This window comes from Aureimonas sp. SA4125 (genome assembly GCF_019973775.1).
Lineage (GTDB): Bacteria > Pseudomonadota > Alphaproteobacteria > Rhizobiales > Rhizobiaceae > Plantimonas.
Map to the genome: position 1 here is coordinate 814,581 of NZ_AP025032.1, position 14,945 is coordinate 829,525.

The following is a 14,945-nucleotide window of genomic DNA, read 5'->3' on the forward strand; positions in this document are numbered from 1 at the left end:
TCGGCCAGCGTCCCCAGGGCAACTTGTACCGGCGATCGCCGCGAGGCCCGCTATCCCGACGGAATGGCCACGTCCCGTTCGAAGATCAGAAGGAAACCGTCCAGCGGCACGCCGCGATCACGGCGCAGGAGGACGCGCGACTGGTGGCGAAGCGACAGGCTCGCGGCTTCAGCCAGACGGCATGCGGGCGCAAGCGCATGGGCAAAGCGCAGCGAGGGCAGGAGCAGGTAAGGCTCGTCGCCGTCATGGGCCTCCAGCGACAGCGCGAACAGCCCGCCCGGCACGAGCATCTTTGCGATCGCGGCGACGATGGTGGTGAGGTCGCCGACATAGTTGAGGACGTCCGCCGCCGTCACGAGATCGAAGCCTGTCGCAGCAGGGGGAAGGGCGGTGATGTCGGCCTCGGTCAGACGGTCGTAGACGGCCTTGCGCCGCGCCTTGCCGAGCATGGCCGGAGAGAGGTCGACGCCTTCGAGCCATGCCGTCACGGGCCGCAGTTGCACGCCGACAAGCCCCGTGCCGCAGCCGAGATCCAAAGCGCGGAGATAGCGGTGCTCGGTGCCCGCGACGCCCTGCAGGGCGGAAAACAGCTGCTCCGGCATGCGGTAGCCGAGACGGTCGACGAGCGAGGTCTCGAAGCGCTCGGCATACTGGTCGAACAGGCCGCGAACGAAGGCCGGCGGCATGGTCTGCGGCATCGGTGCCGCGCCGAGCGAAGCGAGCTTCAGCCCGGCGCCCTCGCCGTCGGCCGGGTCGAGCGTCAGGGCCTTCTCATAGGCCGCGATCGCCGCCGTGATGGCTCCGGATTTTTCGCTGTAACCGCCAAGGGCGACCCAGCCGGCGGTCCAGAACGGTGCGAGCTCCAGCGCCTGGCTCATCAAATCCGCCGCCGCGCCGACATCACCCGCCTCCGACAACCGCAGGGCGTAGTCGGCACGGCGATCGGCGAGCGCGTCGCCGGACGAAGAGAGGTGCATGCCGGGGGCTCCGTGGAGCCCGGCATATGCGCCGGAAATGGGCGGCGCTCAAGCGGCAAGTCCGTCCTTCGGATGCCACGATTGCCGGCGGGTCCTGCGGAGCGAACGCGGAAAGCTACGCCGCCATTCTGCGCAGTGGACCGTTCGGACAAAAAAGAGGCCGCCCCGTAGGACGGCCTCTGCCGGTGTCTCAGAACGACGGCCGGGGCCGTCACGATGCCGCATCAGGCAGGCTGACCGTTGCCGCCGGTGGCGCCGAAGATCTGCCCCGTCGAGAAGCTAAGCAGAGGATCTGCCGCCGCGACGTAAAGCCCGGCGATCTCGGCCGGCTGTCCAGCGCGTCCCAGCGGGGCATCGCTGCCGAAGGTGCGCAGCTTCTCCACTGTCGCGCCGCCGCTGACCTGCAACGGCGTCCAGAACGGGCCGGGAGTGATCGCGTTGACGCGGATGCCCTTCGGCGCAAGCTGCTTCGCCATGCCCTTCGTGAAGTTGAGAACGGCCGCACGGGTCATCGCGTAGTCGATGAGGTCCGCGGAGGGGCTGCCGGCCTGCTCCGATGAGGTGTTGATGATCACCGCGCCCGCCTGCATCCGCGCGACGGCAGCCTTGGTCAGCCAGAACGGCGCGTAGATGTTCGTCTTCATCGTGTCGTCGAAATCCTTCGACGAGATCGACGCGATGTCGGGGCGGGTCTGCTGGCGCGCCGCATTGTTGATGAGGATATCCAGCCCGCCGAGCTGGTCCGCGGCCTGCTCGACGAGGCTCTGGCAGAAGGCCTCGTCGCGAAGGTCGCCGGGGATGGCGACCGCCTTGCGGCCTTCCGCCTCGATCAGGGCGATCACCTCGCGGGCATCCGGCTCCTCCTCGGGGAGATAGTTGATCGCGACATCGGCGCCCTCGCGGGCGTAAGCGATTGCCGCGGCACGGCCGATGCCGCTGTCGCCGCCGGTGACGAGGGCCTTCTTGCCGGCGAGCCGGCCCGAGCCCTTGTAGCTCGTCTCGCCATGGTCGGGACGCGGGTTCATCTTGGAGGCGAGGCCCGGCCAAGGCTGCATGTCGGTCGGATAAGGCGGCTTGGGATAGGCACCGGCCGCCGGCGTGGTCGGGGCGGTGACGGGAGGGTTGGACTGTGCGGAGGCGGCGGTGCCGGCGCCGAGGGTCGCGGCCGCTGTCGCGGTCAGTGCCGCTCCGGCCAGGAAGATTCGGCGGTTGGTATCAGTCATGAAGTGTCTCTCCTTGTTGAGGGACAAAGCCGACGTCGATGGGGATCGTTCCTGCCGGGTCGATAATCAGTCGACGATATCGTTCGCTGCCAAAAGATCTTGACGGACGGGCGGCTTCCATCGCCGTGCCGCCGCCGCGACCCGGAGGACGGCCATGCCGTTCTTTTCCTCGGGCGGCGCATCGAAGCCGCAGTCGCCGGCAGCGTTTGTCGATCCGGGCTCTCCGGTCGGCTTTCGTTCCTTGAGGCCCAAAGGCTCAGACGCCCGGACCCAATGACCCGGTGCTGGACGAAGCGGTGTGGTCCTGCGCCGTCCCGCACCTATGTCCCTGCCGATGCTGCGCCCTGAAGATCTCCTCCGCCCGACGCCCGAAGGCCTCTACTGTCCGCCCGGCGATTTCCACATCGATCCCGTGCGCCCGGTGGCGCGGGCGCTGATCACCCACGGCCATGCCGACCATGCCCGCCCCGGCAATACGGCGGTGCTGGCGACGGCCGAGACGCTGGACATCATGGCCATCCGCTACGGCGAGGAGTTTTGCCAGACGCGGCAGGTCGCGGTCATCGGGGAACGTCTCGATATTGCCGGCGTCACCGTCTCCTTCCATCCGGCGGGCCATGTGCTCGGCTCGGCGCAGATCGCGGTGGAGAAGGACGGGCTGAAGATCGTCGCCTCGGGCGACTACAAGCGCAGCTTCGACCCGACCTGCGCCGGCTTCGAGCCCGTGCCCTGCGACGTCTTCATCACCGAGGCGACCTTTGGCCTGCCGGTCTTCCGCCACCCCACGGGACAGGCGGAGATCATCCGGCTGATCCGCTCGACCGAGCAGTTTCCCGAGCGTGCCCATCTTGTCGGCGCCTATGCGCTGGGGAAGGCGCAACGCGTCATCAAGCTTTTGCGCGACGAGGGCTACGACCGGCCGATCTACATCCACGGCGCCCTGAAGAAGCTCTGTGACTACTACCAGACGCAAGGCATCGACCTCGGCGATCTCAGGCCGGCAACGGTCGAGGGCGGCGACAAGGGCGTTTTCGCCGGCGCGGTGATCGTCGGGACGCCCTCGGCCTTCGCCGACAAATGGGCGCGGCGCTTTCCCGACCCCGTCGCCTGCTTCGCCTCCGGCTGGATGCAGGTGCGCCAGCGCGCCCGCCAGCGCGGCGTCGAGCTGCCGCTGATCATCTCCGACCATGGCGACTGGGACGAGCTGACCGACACCATCGCCGAGCTCGGCCCGTCCGAGGTCTGGGTCACGCATGGCCGCGAGGAGGCGCTGGTGCGCTGGTGCGCCCTGCGCGGCCTGCCCGCGCGGCCGCTGCACCTCGTCGGCTACGAGGACGAAGGCGACTGAGGAATCTTGGCATCCGGGACGCTGGCGCCGTCTGAATCGGCCGGGTCCATCAGCGGCGCGGCGAGGTCATCGCTGCCCGACGTTCCAAAAAGTCCGTTGCGCGCCTCGGCCCGGTCCTCGCGCTTTTCCAGTCGGTCCTCGCGTCGCAACCGCCGCCTTGCCATGAAGGCGCGGGACAGCTTGACGATGTCGCGAATGTTGAGAAACAGCGGAATGCCCGCGCGCCCGCCGTCGGGCTCCAGCGACAGGCCGGCGCTCGTGATCGTCCCGTCGTCGTCGGTGTCGCGGACGATCAGTTCGACCGGCCCCATCGCTACCCTGTCGCCATATTCCGCCCGACCGCCGAGGCGCGACGTCATCAGATCGCCGACGGTGGCATCGCCGATCTCCTCGCCGAGGCCGATGCCATAGGCCGCGTCGAGGAATTTGGCCGGCTTCGACGGGTCGATGGTGAATTCGCCGAAGAATTCCGCGTCGTCCGGTGCGAAGGGTACGGTGCTGGCGAAGAGGCGATCGAGCAGCCGGGGATAGCGCGGCGCGATGAAGAGGTAGACGTAGTCGCCGGCCCGCAGGGGACCTGCATACTGGTAGCGCATCGACTTGCCGTCGCGGATCACCAGTGCGGGCCTTGCCCAGCGCGGCACCCGCTCGCCACGCGCCACCGGGCTGTCGGCGACGACGCGGTAGGACAGGAGCTCGTGATGTGCCGTGCCCGGCAGTTCCAGCTCGACCTTCTCCACCGGCCCGATACGCTTCGGCACGATCAGCCCGAGCTTGTTGGCGAGGAAGCCGATGGTCCAGCCCTGCACCATCAGCGATGCGAGCACGATGATGAAGGCGACGTTGAAGAGCATGTGGTTGCCGTCGATGCCGCCGAGCAGCGGCAGGATGGCGAGCAGGATCGACACCGCGCCGCGCAGGCCGACCCAGGAGATGAAGGCGGTTTCGCGGGGATTGAAGTCGAAGGGCAGCATCGACAGCCAGACCGCCGCCGGGCGCGCGATGAAGATCAGGAAGGCCGCAAGCCCGAGCGCCGGCAACGCGATCTCGCCGAACTGCGAGGGCGTCGCCAAGAGGCCGAGCACCAGGAACATGATGATCTGGGCGAGCCAGGTCATTCCGTCCTGGAACTGCTTCAGCGAGGCGTGCGAGCGGATGCGGCTGTTGCCGGCATAGAGGCCGGCGACGTAAACGGCGAGAAAACCCGAGCCGTCGATTGCGCCGGTGACGGAAAAGACCAGCAGCGACAACGCCAGCGTGAAGATCGGCGTCAGCCCGCGCTCGAGCTTCAGCCGGTTGACGAGAAAGCGGATCATCCAGCCGCCGGCAAGGCCGAAGACGAGGCCAAGGCCCATCTGCTTGACGAACAGGCCGAGCACGCCGAAGCCGATGTCGCCGACTTCGCCGCCGGCCGCGATGATCTCGACGAGCGCGATGGTCATGAAGATGGCCATGGGATCGTTCGATCCCGACTCGACCTCCAGCGTCGAGCGCACGCGGTCGCGGATATTGATGCCGCCGATGCGCAGAAGGAAGAACACCGCCGCCGCATCCGTCGAGCCGACGATGGAGCCGAGCAGCACGCCCTGCAGCCAGGTGATGTCGAGGAGATACCAGGCGGCGGTGCCGAACAGCACGGCCGTGATCGGCACGCCGAGGGTCGCCAGCGTCAGCGCGGGAAGGGCCGCCTGCCGGAACGAGGCGAGCGACGTGCCGAAGCCGGAATCGAACAGGATGACCGCCAGGGCGATCGACCCGATGAAATAGGCCAGGGGTGCATTGTCGAAGTCGAGGCCGAGGCCGTCGACGCCGGCAAAGAGGCCGATCGACAGGAAGAGAAGAAGGAGCGGTGCGCCGAACCGCAGGGCCAGAAGGCTCGAAAACGCAGCGACCAGCACCAGCACCGTTCCGATGAGAATGGCGAGATACATGGATTCGTGCATCGGCGAGGCATCCTGCTTCGGCGGGAGGGGAAGGACGAACCTGTCGCGGCAGGCTCCGACACGTCACTGCAGCAATTCGCTGTGCCCTAAGCAAGGCACGAGGCGACGGTTGGGTGGTTGGCGCGGGCAGGCGGGGACGCCACGCCGGCGCCGAATCGAAAACGCCCGGGAAGGGCCCGGGCGCAGTCGGTTTTCCGAAGGGCAGGAGGCCGTGCCCTCGTCAGCCGACCTTGGCCATGGCGACCGCGGTGTCCGACATGCGGTTGGAGAAGCCCCATTCGTTGTCGTACCAGGACAGGATGCGCACGAAGGTGCCGTCCATGACCTTGGTCTGATCCATGTGGAAGATCGAGGAATGCGGGTCGTGGTTGAAGTCGTGGGAGACGTTGGGCGCATCGGTAAAGCCGAGGATGCCCTTCATCGCGCCGTTCGCGGCGCTGCGGATCAGTTCCTGCACTTCCTCGACCGTGGTCGCGCGCTTCGGCACGAACTTGAAGTCGACGACCGAAACATTGGGCGTCGGAACGCGGATCGCCACGCCGTCGAGACGGCCTTTCAGCTCCGGCAGGACGAGCGCGACGGCCTTGGCGGCGCCGGTCGAGGTCGGGATCATCGACAGCGCGGCCGCCCGGCCGCGGTAGAGATCCTTGTGCATGGTGTCGAGCGTCGGCTGGTCGCCGGTGTAGGAATGGATCGTCGTCATGAAGCCCTTGTCGATGCCGATGCCGTCATGCAGCACCTTGGCGACCGGGGCGAGGCAGTTCGTCGTGCAGGAGGCGTTGGAGACGATCTTGTCGTCGGCGGTGAGCGTGTCGTGGTTGACGCCGTAGACGATGGTCTTCTCGGTGCCGGGCGTGCCGCTCAAGGGGCCGGAGATCAGTACCTTTTTGGCGCCGGCCTCGAGATGGGCGGCGGCCTTCGAAGCATCGGTGAAGATGCCGGTGCATTCCATGGCGATGTCGACGCCGAGCTCGGCCCAGGGCAGGTTCTTCGGGTCGCGCTCGGCGGTGACGCGGATCGGCCCGCGGCCGACGTCGATCGTGTTGCCGTCGACGATGACCGTGCCGGGGAAGCGGCCGTGGACGGAATCGAAGCGGATAAGATGGGCGTTGGTCTCGACCGGGCCGAGATCGTTGATGCCGACGACCTCGATGTCGGTGCGCCCCGACTCGATGATCGCACGAAGCACGTTGCGGCCAATGCGGCCAAACCCGTTGATAGCGACGCGAACTGCCATTCCTGGTACCTCCTGAGGGATCCGGCCCACCATGAATCACGGGTCGTCCGGGCCATCCCGGCTCTACAGCGCGGACCGACCGGACCGAGAGCCTGCGGTGCAAGATCTGCGTGACGACGCCCGTGTTCTTACCGGTTTTCCCCCGGAGGTAAAGCCGGCGGAGGGTGTTTAAGAGGGCGAAGCCGTCAATCTCATCACGTCGATGTGATCATTCCTGCCGAGGTCCCCGTGGCGGTTGCTGCGGGCGTGACGGCAGGAATGCCGGTATCCACGGTGCCGTCGGCGCCGTCTCGCTTTGACGGTTGCAACAGGGCGGCGAATGCCGCAGGACTCTCCGGACTTGCGAGCTTTGCTTAGACTGGGCCGCGAACCCAGGAGAATGCCCGATCATGCCTGCAGATCATCCGCTCGATGCGGTGTCCCTTCGCCTTCAGCAGGCGCTCGAACGTCTCGGCAGGGCCATCGACGGCCAGCTGGAGCGCGAGAGCATCGTGCGCTCGGCTGAAGAGGAAGTGCAGCGCATGACCGCCGACCGCGGCAGGCTGGCCGGCGAGCTCGATTCGGCGCTGGCGAGGTCCGAGCGGCTCGAGCACGCCAATCGCGAGGTCTCCCGTCGTCTCGTCGGTGCGATGGAAACGATCCGAACCGTGCTCGAACGCCGGCAGGAAGGCTGAACCATGCCGCAGGTGGTGGTGACGATCGACGGCAAGACCTTTCGCATGGCCTGCGCGGAGGGCGAGGAGGACCACCTCGCCAGCCTCGCCGCCGAGGTCGACGGCCGGGTCAACGAATTGCGCAAGAGTTTTGGCGAGATCGGCGACCAGCGTCTCGTCGTCATGGCCGCCATCATGGCGACGGACGAATTGTCCGAGCAGCGCCGCAAGGTCGCGACCTTGGAGGCCGAGATCGCCGCGGCTCGGAGAGACCGCGACGAGGCATTGCGCCGCGTCGCGGCGGACGAGCGGCGTTTCGTCTCACACATGAACGAGGTCGCCGCGGCGATCGAGACCGTCGCCGGCAAGATCGATGGGCGCGGCTAGCGCCGCCCCCGTCGGCGGCCTTCAGGTCTTCAGCCGGTAGCCGGTGCGGAAGATCCACCAGATCGCTGCCAGGCAGATCGCCATGAAGACCACCGTCATGCCGAGGCTGATGCCGATGGGCACGTCGGACGTGCCGTAGAAGCTCCAGCGGAAGCCGGAGATCAGATAGACCACCGGATTGAACAGCGTCACCTTCTGCCAGAAGGGCGGCAGCATCGCGATCGAGTAGAAGCTGCCGCCCAGGAAGGTCAGCGGCGTGATGATCAGGAGCGGGATGATCTGCAGCTTCTCGAAGCCGTCGGCCCAGATGCCGATGATGAAGCCGAACAGGCTGAAGGTCGTTGCCGTCAGCACCAGGAAGAGCAGCATGAAGAAGGGATGCTCGATCCGCAGCGGCACGAACAGCGTCGCGGTGGCGAGGATGATGAGGCCAAGGATGATCGACTTCGTCGCGGCCGCGCCGACATAGGCGAGCGTGATCTCCATCGCCGAGATCGGCGCCGAGAGGACCTCGTAGATGGTCCCGGAGAAGCGTGGGAAATAGATGCCGAAGGAGGCGTTGGAGACGCTCTGCGTCAGGATCGACAGCATCATCAGCCCGGGTACGATGAAGGCGCCGTAGCTGACGCCGTCGATCTCGGCCATCCGCCCGCCGATCGCCGCGCCGAAGACGACGAAATACAGCGATGTCGAGATGACGGGCGCGACGATGCTCTGGAAGACGGTGCGCCAGGCGCGCGCCATCTCGAAGCGGTAGATCGCCTTGATCGCGTGGAAATTCATGCCTTTTCTCCCACCAGGCTGACGAAGATCTCTTCCAGCGAACTCTGCTTGGTCTGGAGATCCCTGAAGACGATGCCGGCCTCGGCAAGGGCGCGCAGCAGCGCGGTGATGCCGGTGCGCTCGCCGCGCGTGTCGTAGGTGTAGGTCAGTTCCCGGCCGCCGGTCCCGAGCGTCAGCGCGAAGGGCGCCAGCGCCTCGGGAATGATCTCGATCGGCTCGGCGAGAGTGAGCGTCAGCTGCTTGCGGCCGAGCTTGGCCATCAGCTCGGCCTTCTCCTCGACCAGGATGATCTCGCCCTTGGAGATGACGCCGATGCGGTCGGCCATCTCCTCGGCCTCGTCGATGTAGTGGGTGGTGAGGATGATGGTGACGCCGTCGTCGCGCAGCTGCCGCACGACCTCCCACATCTCCTGGCGCAGCTGCACGTCGACACCGGCGGTCGGCTCGTCGAGGAAGAGGATGCGCGGCTCGTGGCTGAGTGCCTTGGCGATGAGGACGCGCCGCTTCATGCCGCCCGACAGCGTCATGATCTTGGAGTCCTTCTTGTCCCAGAGGGACAACTGCTTCAGCACCTTCTCGATATAGGCCGGGTTTGCCGGCTTGCCGAAGAGGCCGCGGCTGAAGGAGACCGTGGCGAACACCGTCTCGAAGGCATCGGTCGTCAGTTCCTGCGGCACGAGACCGATGGTCGCGCGCGCCGCGCGGAAATCGCGGATGATGTCGTGGCCGTCGGCGACGACCGTGCCGGTCGACGGATTGACGATGCCGCAGATGATCGAGATCAGCGTCGTCTTGCCGGCCCCGTTCGGCCCGAGCAGCGCAAAGATCTCGCCACGCCGGATTTCGAGGTCGATGCTCTTCAGGGCCTGGAAGCCCGTGCCGTAGGTCTTGCCGAGTTTCGAGACGGTGATGATCGGCGTCATGGGTCACTCCAGTCGGTCTTGGCGGTCGGGCGTGGCAGTCGGGCGTGCCTGCCTGCCGGGCAACTCAGTCACTCGAAAAGGCGTCGGACGCGCCGTCTAGCATGCCGTCCGACCAAACGCGACCGAGCGGTACAAATATCCCGGGCGCGCCGCTTAGGTCGGGCGCGGCAGTGGTTCTGCAAGGGGTGCGTCGGCTTGAATTCCGCGGAATTCGAAATTGCGGGATGCGCACTAGCGAAGCACCGGCAAGGAGCCTATGTCTGGCCTCGGCGAGCTGCGCGGTCCGACAGGGGTAACATTTCCCCGGGGCCTTACGCATCCCTTAGGGAGCTGTCCCTGTTCCGGCCCGTGGGCTGGAATATATGGCGCCCACCTACATTGTAGGTTCCCGGGATCGATCATCTCATCGGCCGAGGTGGCTCGCCAACTTCCCCTTTTTTCAAGAACGACCTAAGACATCCTCCGGAAACGGCGGGAAGGGCGCGAGATATGGACGATGTTGCGGCGCTGAAGGCAACGCTGCGCGCAAAGGCCCTGGCCCGGCGCGACGCCATGGACGAGGAGGCGCGCATCGAGGCCTCGTTCGCGATCGCCGAGAGCGTCGCCGCGAGGCTGACCTTCGATCCCGGCACCGTCGTCTCGGGCTTCCTCCCCATCCGTTCGGAAGTCGATCCGCGTCCCCTGATGATGGCGCTCGCCGACCGCGGCGCCCGGCTGTGCGTGCCCGCCATCGTCGAGGGCCGGCTGCAGTTCCGCCACCTCGTCCGCGGCGCGCCGCTCGAGCCGCAGGGGTTCGGCACCTATGCGCCGGGTGCGGGCGCCGCGGTGATGGATCCGGCGATCATGCTGGTGCCCTTGGCCGCCTTCGACCGCAAGGGCCACCGCATCGGCTATGGCCGCGGCTATTACGACCGCGCCATCGGCGCCTTGCGGGACAAGGGAATCGATCCGACGCTCTGCGGCATCGCCTTTGCCGTCCAGGAGATCGAGGCGGTTCCGGCCCAGCCCCATGACAGGCGCCTCGACATGGTCGCCACGGAACAGGGGATCTGCGACTTCGGCAAGGCAGCCGCGGCATAGCCTCGGGGCTGCGGCCAAGCCCTTCCAGGCGGTGCGACCGCCGCTTCGGGGCACTCTGCAAACACTCGATGGTGGAAGCCAGTTGGCCCCTATCGAAGGATCACCGTTCGCGTCGCCTGCTTCGGTGCCGCGAAGATCTGCGTCCAGTAGTTCCGGCCGATCTTCCGATGCCGCGCGGCGCCGAAACCGACCTCGGTGACGGCGGGATTGAGGAGATTGGCGCGGTGACCGGGCGAGCGCTCCCAGCCGGCCTCCGCCGCGGCATAGGTCGGATAGCTGTGGCCGATGTTCTCCGCCGTCGTCGACCAGGCATAGCCGGCCCGCTTCATACGCCGGGACAGCGCACCGGCGACGCCGTGATCCATCCTGTCGCGCGCGGCCATGGCCGCCGACTGATCCCCGGCGACTTGCGTCAGCACCGGATCGATCGCCAGCGGCTGCAGCCCGTGCTGACGGCGAAAACTGTTCACGGCGGCAAGGGCGCTCTCCTGATCGAAGGAGACGGCCGTCGTCGCCGTGTTGGGAGCGATGCTGGCGCAGGCGCCGAGCCCGGCGAGACAGACGCCGAAAGCCAACATCCGCCCCGCGATTTTCAGGCATTGCGAGGAAGAAGACTTCTGGAGAGGCATGGGATTTTCCTGTTGCGAGCGATCCTCGCCGCACTGCGGCGGAAATCCTTCGCGATTTTGGCGTCATCCGCGCTATGTCGGGCTCATCCGCCACTTGCGAAAGCCCGACATGATCGACCTCTACACCTGGACGACGCCGAATGGCGAAAAGCCCATCATCATGCTGGAGGAAGTCGGTCTTCCCTACACCCTGCATCTTGTCGACATCGGGGCGGGCGCTCAGAAGCTGCCGGAATTCCTGGCCATCAATCCGAACGGTCGTATTCCCGCCATCACCGATGAGGGTCAACGCGTCTTCGAATCCGGCGCCATCCTCGTCCATCTGGCGGAGAAGACCGGCAAGCTCCTTCCGGCCACCGGCACGGACCGGACCGAAACCTTTGCCTGGATGTTCTTTCAGGCTGGCGGGACGGGGCCGATGATCAGCCAGTGGCATCATTTCAAGAGCGCCGCGCCCGAGGCGCTGCCCTACGCCATCGAGCGCTATCGCAACGAGACGCGCCGCCTGCTCGGCGTTCTCGACGGAAGGCTCGAAGGGCGCGACTTTCTCGCCGGCGACTATTCGATTGCCGACGTCATGAACTTTTCCTGGGCGAAGACGGGTCTGGCCGAGCTCGGCGCCGAGGAAGAGTTCCCGGCACTCGCCGCCTGGATCGGACGGATCGGTGCCCGTCCGCAGGTCATCGCGGCGCTGGAAAAACTGGCCGCCGCCAAAAAGGCGCTCGGCTGATGCGTTTCCTGTTTCTCGGCGACATGGTCGGCCGTTCCGGCCGCACCGCGGTGTTCAAGCAGCTGCCCGGCCTGATTTCGGACCTGAAGCTCGACTTCGTCGTCGTCAACGGCGAGAACGCCGCGGGCGGCTTTGGCGTCACCGAGGAGATTTTCGAGGAGACCCGCCGGGCCGGCGCCGATGTCATGACCACCGGAAACCACGTCTGGGACCAGCGCGAGGCGCTGGAGTTTTCCACCCGCCACGACCGTTTCCTCCGGCCCGCCAATTACCCCAAGGGTGCGCCGGGCAACGGCTCGGGCCTTTTCGAGGCACGCAGCGGCGCGCGCGTGCTCGTGGCCAACGTCATGGGACGGGTGTTCATGAACCCCGACCTCGACGATCCCTTCCGCTGCGCCGGCGACATCGTCGCGGCCTGCCCGCTCGGCGAACAGGCGGACGCGGTCATCTTCGACTTCCACGCCGAGGCGACGAGCGAGAAGCAGTGCTTTGCGCATTTCCTCGACGGTCGCGCGAGCCTTGTCGTCGGCACGCACACGCATGTGCCGACGGCCGACCATCAGATCCTGCCCGGCGGCACCGCCTACCAGTCGGATGCCGGCATGTGCGGCGACTACGACTCGTCGCTCGGCATGGAGAAGGAGGAGCCGCTGAACCGGTTTCTCACCAAGATCGCCTCCGGGCGCTTCGACGCCGCGCAGGGGCCGGCGACCATTGCCGGGCTTGGCGTCGAGATCTCCGACCGCACGGGGCTGGCCGAGAAAGTGGCGCCCTTGCGCATCGGTCCGCGGCTGGAGGAGACGGTTCCCGACTTCTGGCGATAAATTCGCGCTTTCTGGCGGTGACTGCATTGTGTTTCCGCTGTCCGTCGCCATCTGTCGACAGCCGGCTGCCGCGACGGGGTCGGCGTCGAGGCGTCGAAAGAGCGTTATCCACCGGCAGCGCGTACCGCTTCCTGTAGACAACTCCCTTGAGACGGCTTCGCTGTCATCTGCGCTGTGCGCTGTTATTTTAGTGAACGCTCGCATCACATGATCGGGAGCGAAGGAGGAAGTCTTGGAGCAACCGGTATCGAATGCGGTGGCGCAAACCGCACTCACAGGCATAGCGCCGGACACGGTGCCAACCTGGATCTGGCTTGCCACCATCGCCGCCATTGGCGCGTTGTTCGTGTTCGACTTCCTGACCCATGTGCGCAAGCCGCACGAGCCGACGTTCAAGGAAGCGGCACTTTGGTCGACATTCTATGTCACCATCGCCCTGCTTTTCGGCTGGGGCCTCTGGATCTACTGGGATCGCCAGCACGGCATCGAGTACTTCGCGGGGTTCATCACCGAAAAATCGCTATCGGTCGACAATCTCTTCGTCTTCGTCATCATCATGAAGAGCTTTGCCGTGCCCGCTGCCTTCCAGCAGAAGGCGCTTTTGATCGGCATCGTCATCGCTCTTGTCATGCGCGGCATCTTTATCGCGCTTGGCGCGGCAGCGATCGAGCAGTTTTCCTGGGTCTTCTACATCTTCGGCATCTTCCTCATCTGGACCGCCTGGAAGCTGGCATCCGAAAGCCTGAAGCATGGCGCCAAATCGACTGATGAGGCGTATGAGCCGAACGCGATCGTCAAATACGTCCAGCGCCACATCCCGACCGTGCCCGAGTTTCACGGCAATGCACTGACCGTCGTCCTGAACGGAAAGCGCTTCTTCACACCGATGTTCATCGTGATCCTCGCGCTGGGCATGACGGATCTGCTGTTTGCGCTGGACTCCATCCCCGCCATTTATGGCCTCACCGATGCGCCCTACATCGTCTTCACCGCCAACGCCTTCGCCCTGCTCGGCCTGCTGCAGCTATACTTCCTGCTGGGTGGCCTGCTCGACAGGCTTGTCTATCTCGGCATCGGCCTGTCGCTGATCCTGGCCTTCATCGGCATCAAGCTCATCATCCATGCGATGGAAGCCAACACGCTGCCCTTCCTCAACGGGGGGCAGGGCATTGAAGGTCTGCCGCACATCGAGACAAGCTTCTCGTTGTCCGTCATCGTCGGCATCCTGGTCGTGACGACGGTGGCGAGCCTGCTGAAGAGCCGTTCGCAGGCCCGCAAGGGTCTATGACGATCGCCATCGCCGCATGACGCTGAAGAGCCGGCGCAAGCCGGCTCTTTCGCCCACGGGTAGGGCAGTCTCAAACGCCGTCGAGGACGATGATCGTCGGGCGATCGGGAAGGCTGCGCATCGAAACGGTCAGGCTGCGCTCGGTCCTTCGCTCCACCGCGAAGTCCGGCAAGCGCTGAAGAAACCGTTCGATCGGACCGGCGAAGCGGTGCATGGGCAGGACGATGCGCGACTGCAGCCGGGCGACCGTTTCAGCCATGCCTTCCTGGCTGAGCGTCCAGGATCCGTCCACCGGCACCATGACGATGTCGAGACGACCGAGTTCGGCAAAATCCCCATCCGTCAGCAGATGATGCAGATGGCCGAGATGGCCGATGCAGAGCCCGGCGATCTCGAACACGAAGATGGAGTTGCCGTCGGGCACGTCGCCCCCGTAGCCGCGCGTGTCAGTCGGAACGTTGCGGATATAGGCGTCGTCCACCGTGACCTGGTGGCGGGCAGGTCCACCGTCCGGGTTCCAGCCGCGCAGCACCGTCTCGATGCCCGGGTCCGGAAAATTCGTATAATGCGTCGAGTGGGCGTTGTTCATCGTGACCACGCGCGGCACGATCGGTCCGGCATAACCGGAATAGTCGGTGGCAATCGTCACCCCGGCCGGACTCTCGATGACGTAGGTCGAATGGTGGGCATAGGTGATCTTGACCTCGTCGCGGCCGAAAGCGGCAAGGCGGACCGGGCCGGAGAAGGACGCAAACATGGCCTTCGGCAGGGCATCGGCAATGGCGTGGCATGAGCTGGGAACGCTCTGCGCCAGCGCCGCCGGAACCAGGCCGACGGTGAAGGCGAGAATGGCAGCGATGCGATGGGCGATCATGGGCGGCTCCATGGCGGTGAGGGCATCTCAGCCTATGCCCGATCGC

At 66.0% G+C, this 14,945-nt stretch carries 15 protein-coding genes and 1 other RNA gene; 8 read left to right on the plus strand and 8 right to left on the minus strand.

What is annotated here, in order from left to right; all coding sequences use genetic code 11:
* Nucleotides 1–50: 50 nt before the first annotated feature.
* Nucleotides 51–977 (minus strand): methyltransferase domain-containing protein, encoded by a 927-nt coding sequence (locus Sa4125_RS03705; protein WP_224003776.1) that lies wholly within the window; start codon nucleotides 975–977, stop codon nucleotides 51–53.
* Between the two features lie 224 nt (nucleotides 978–1,201).
* Nucleotides 1,202–2,032: an SDR family oxidoreductase gene (locus Sa4125_RS03710; protein ID WP_224007506.1), complete on the minus strand. Its 831-nt coding sequence runs from the start codon at nucleotides 2,030–2,032 to the stop codon at nucleotides 1,202–1,204.
* Nucleotides 2,033–2,537: 505 nt separating this feature from the next.
* On the opposite strand from Sa4125_RS03710, the gene Sa4125_RS03715 reads away from it, so the two are divergent.
* Entirely contained in the window at nucleotides 2,538–3,548 is a 1,011-nt protein-coding gene (locus Sa4125_RS03715; protein ID WP_224007509.1) for a ligase-associated DNA damage response exonuclease, read from the plus strand.
* Here the strand turns inward: Sa4125_RS03715 and Sa4125_RS03720 are convergent.
* Nucleotides 3,527–5,491 (minus strand): potassium/proton antiporter, encoded by a 1,965-nt coding sequence (locus Sa4125_RS03720; RefSeq protein ID WP_224003778.1) that lies wholly within the window; start codon nucleotides 5,489–5,491, stop codon nucleotides 3,527–3,529. The two genes, Sa4125_RS03715 and Sa4125_RS03720, sit on opposite strands and share 22 nt — an antisense overlap.
* A 220-nt stretch (nucleotides 5,492–5,711) precedes the next feature.
* Nucleotides 5,712–6,728 (minus strand): type I glyceraldehyde-3-phosphate dehydrogenase, encoded by a 1,017-nt coding sequence (gene gap, locus Sa4125_RS03725; protein WP_224003780.1) that lies wholly within the window; start codon nucleotides 6,726–6,728, stop codon nucleotides 5,712–5,714.
* Nucleotides 6,729–7,117: 389 nt separating this feature from the next.
* Here gap and Sa4125_RS03730 point away from each other — a divergent pair, with 389 nt between their 5' ends.
* Both Sa4125_RS03730 and Sa4125_RS03735 read left to right on the plus strand, forming a co-directional pair.
* Nucleotides 7,118–7,402, plus strand: a complete 285-nt coding sequence (locus Sa4125_RS03730; protein ID WP_224003782.1) for a DUF4164 domain-containing protein — start codon at nucleotides 7,118–7,120, stop codon at nucleotides 7,400–7,402.
* A 3-nt stretch (nucleotides 7,403–7,405) separates the two neighbouring features.
* Complete coding sequence (locus Sa4125_RS03735) at nucleotides 7,406–7,768, plus strand: cell division protein ZapA (protein WP_224003784.1); 363 nt, start codon at nucleotides 7,406–7,408, stop codon at nucleotides 7,766–7,768.
* A 21-nt stretch (nucleotides 7,769–7,789) separates the two neighbouring features.
* On the opposite strand, the gene Sa4125_RS03740 is transcribed toward Sa4125_RS03735, so the two are convergent.
* Together Sa4125_RS03740 and Sa4125_RS03745 are read right to left on the minus strand one after the other, a co-directional pair.
* Nucleotides 7,790–8,551 (minus strand): ABC transporter permease, encoded by a 762-nt coding sequence (locus Sa4125_RS03740; RefSeq protein ID WP_224003786.1) that lies wholly within the window; start codon nucleotides 8,549–8,551, stop codon nucleotides 7,790–7,792.
* On the minus strand, nucleotides 8,548–9,474 hold the full coding sequence (locus Sa4125_RS03745) for an ABC transporter ATP-binding protein (protein WP_224003788.1): 927 nt from the start codon (nucleotides 9,472–9,474) through the stop codon (nucleotides 8,548–8,550). The genes Sa4125_RS03740 and Sa4125_RS03745 overlap by 4 nt, the downstream gene beginning before the upstream one ends.
* Before the next feature lie 268 nt (nucleotides 9,475–9,742).
* On the opposite strand from Sa4125_RS03745, the gene ssrS reads away from it, so the two are divergent.
* Nucleotides 9,743–9,900, plus strand: a non-coding RNA gene (ssrS, locus tag Sa4125_RS03750) — 6S RNA.
* A 63-nt stretch (nucleotides 9,901–9,963) separates the two neighbouring features.
* Nucleotides 9,964–10,554 carry a 5-formyltetrahydrofolate cyclo-ligase gene (locus Sa4125_RS03755; RefSeq protein ID WP_224003790.1) on the plus strand — a complete coding sequence of 197 codons (591 nt, stop codon included), beginning with the start codon at nucleotides 9,964–9,966 and terminating at the stop codon, nucleotides 10,552–10,554.
* An 89-nt stretch (nucleotides 10,555–10,643) separates the two neighbouring features.
* Here Sa4125_RS03755 and Sa4125_RS03760 read toward each other — a convergent pair whose 3' ends face one another.
* Nucleotides 10,644–11,183 carry a CAP domain-containing protein gene (locus tag Sa4125_RS03760; protein ID WP_224003792.1) on the minus strand — a complete coding sequence of 180 codons (540 nt, stop codon included), beginning with the start codon at nucleotides 11,181–11,183 and terminating at the stop codon, nucleotides 10,644–10,646.
* A gap of 109 nt (nucleotides 11,184–11,292) precedes the next feature.
* On the opposite strand from Sa4125_RS03760, the gene Sa4125_RS03765 reads away from it, so the two are divergent.
* From Sa4125_RS03765 to Sa4125_RS03775, 3 genes are all read left to right on the plus strand, one after another.
* Nucleotides 11,293–11,913, plus strand: a complete 621-nt coding sequence (locus tag Sa4125_RS03765) for a glutathione S-transferase N-terminal domain-containing protein (RefSeq protein WP_224003794.1) — start codon at nucleotides 11,293–11,295, stop codon at nucleotides 11,911–11,913.
* Nucleotides 11,913–12,737, plus strand: a complete 825-nt coding sequence (locus tag Sa4125_RS03770) for a YmdB family metallophosphoesterase (RefSeq protein ID WP_224003796.1) — start codon at nucleotides 11,913–11,915, stop codon at nucleotides 12,735–12,737. Before Sa4125_RS03765 ends, Sa4125_RS03770 begins: the two co-directional genes overlap by 1 nt.
* 256 nt (nucleotides 12,738–12,993) lie before the next feature.
* Entirely contained in the window at nucleotides 12,994–14,025 is a 1,032-nt protein-coding gene (locus Sa4125_RS03775) for a TerC/Alx family metal homeostasis membrane protein (RefSeq protein WP_224003804.1), read from the plus strand.
* A 70-nt stretch (nucleotides 14,026–14,095) separates the two neighbouring features.
* Here the strand turns inward: Sa4125_RS03775 and Sa4125_RS03780 are convergent, their stop codons facing one another.
* Entirely contained in the window at nucleotides 14,096–14,899 is an 804-nt protein-coding gene (locus tag Sa4125_RS03780; protein WP_224003806.1) for an MBL fold metallo-hydrolase, read from the minus strand.
* Nucleotides 14,900–14,945: the final 46 nt, after the last annotated feature.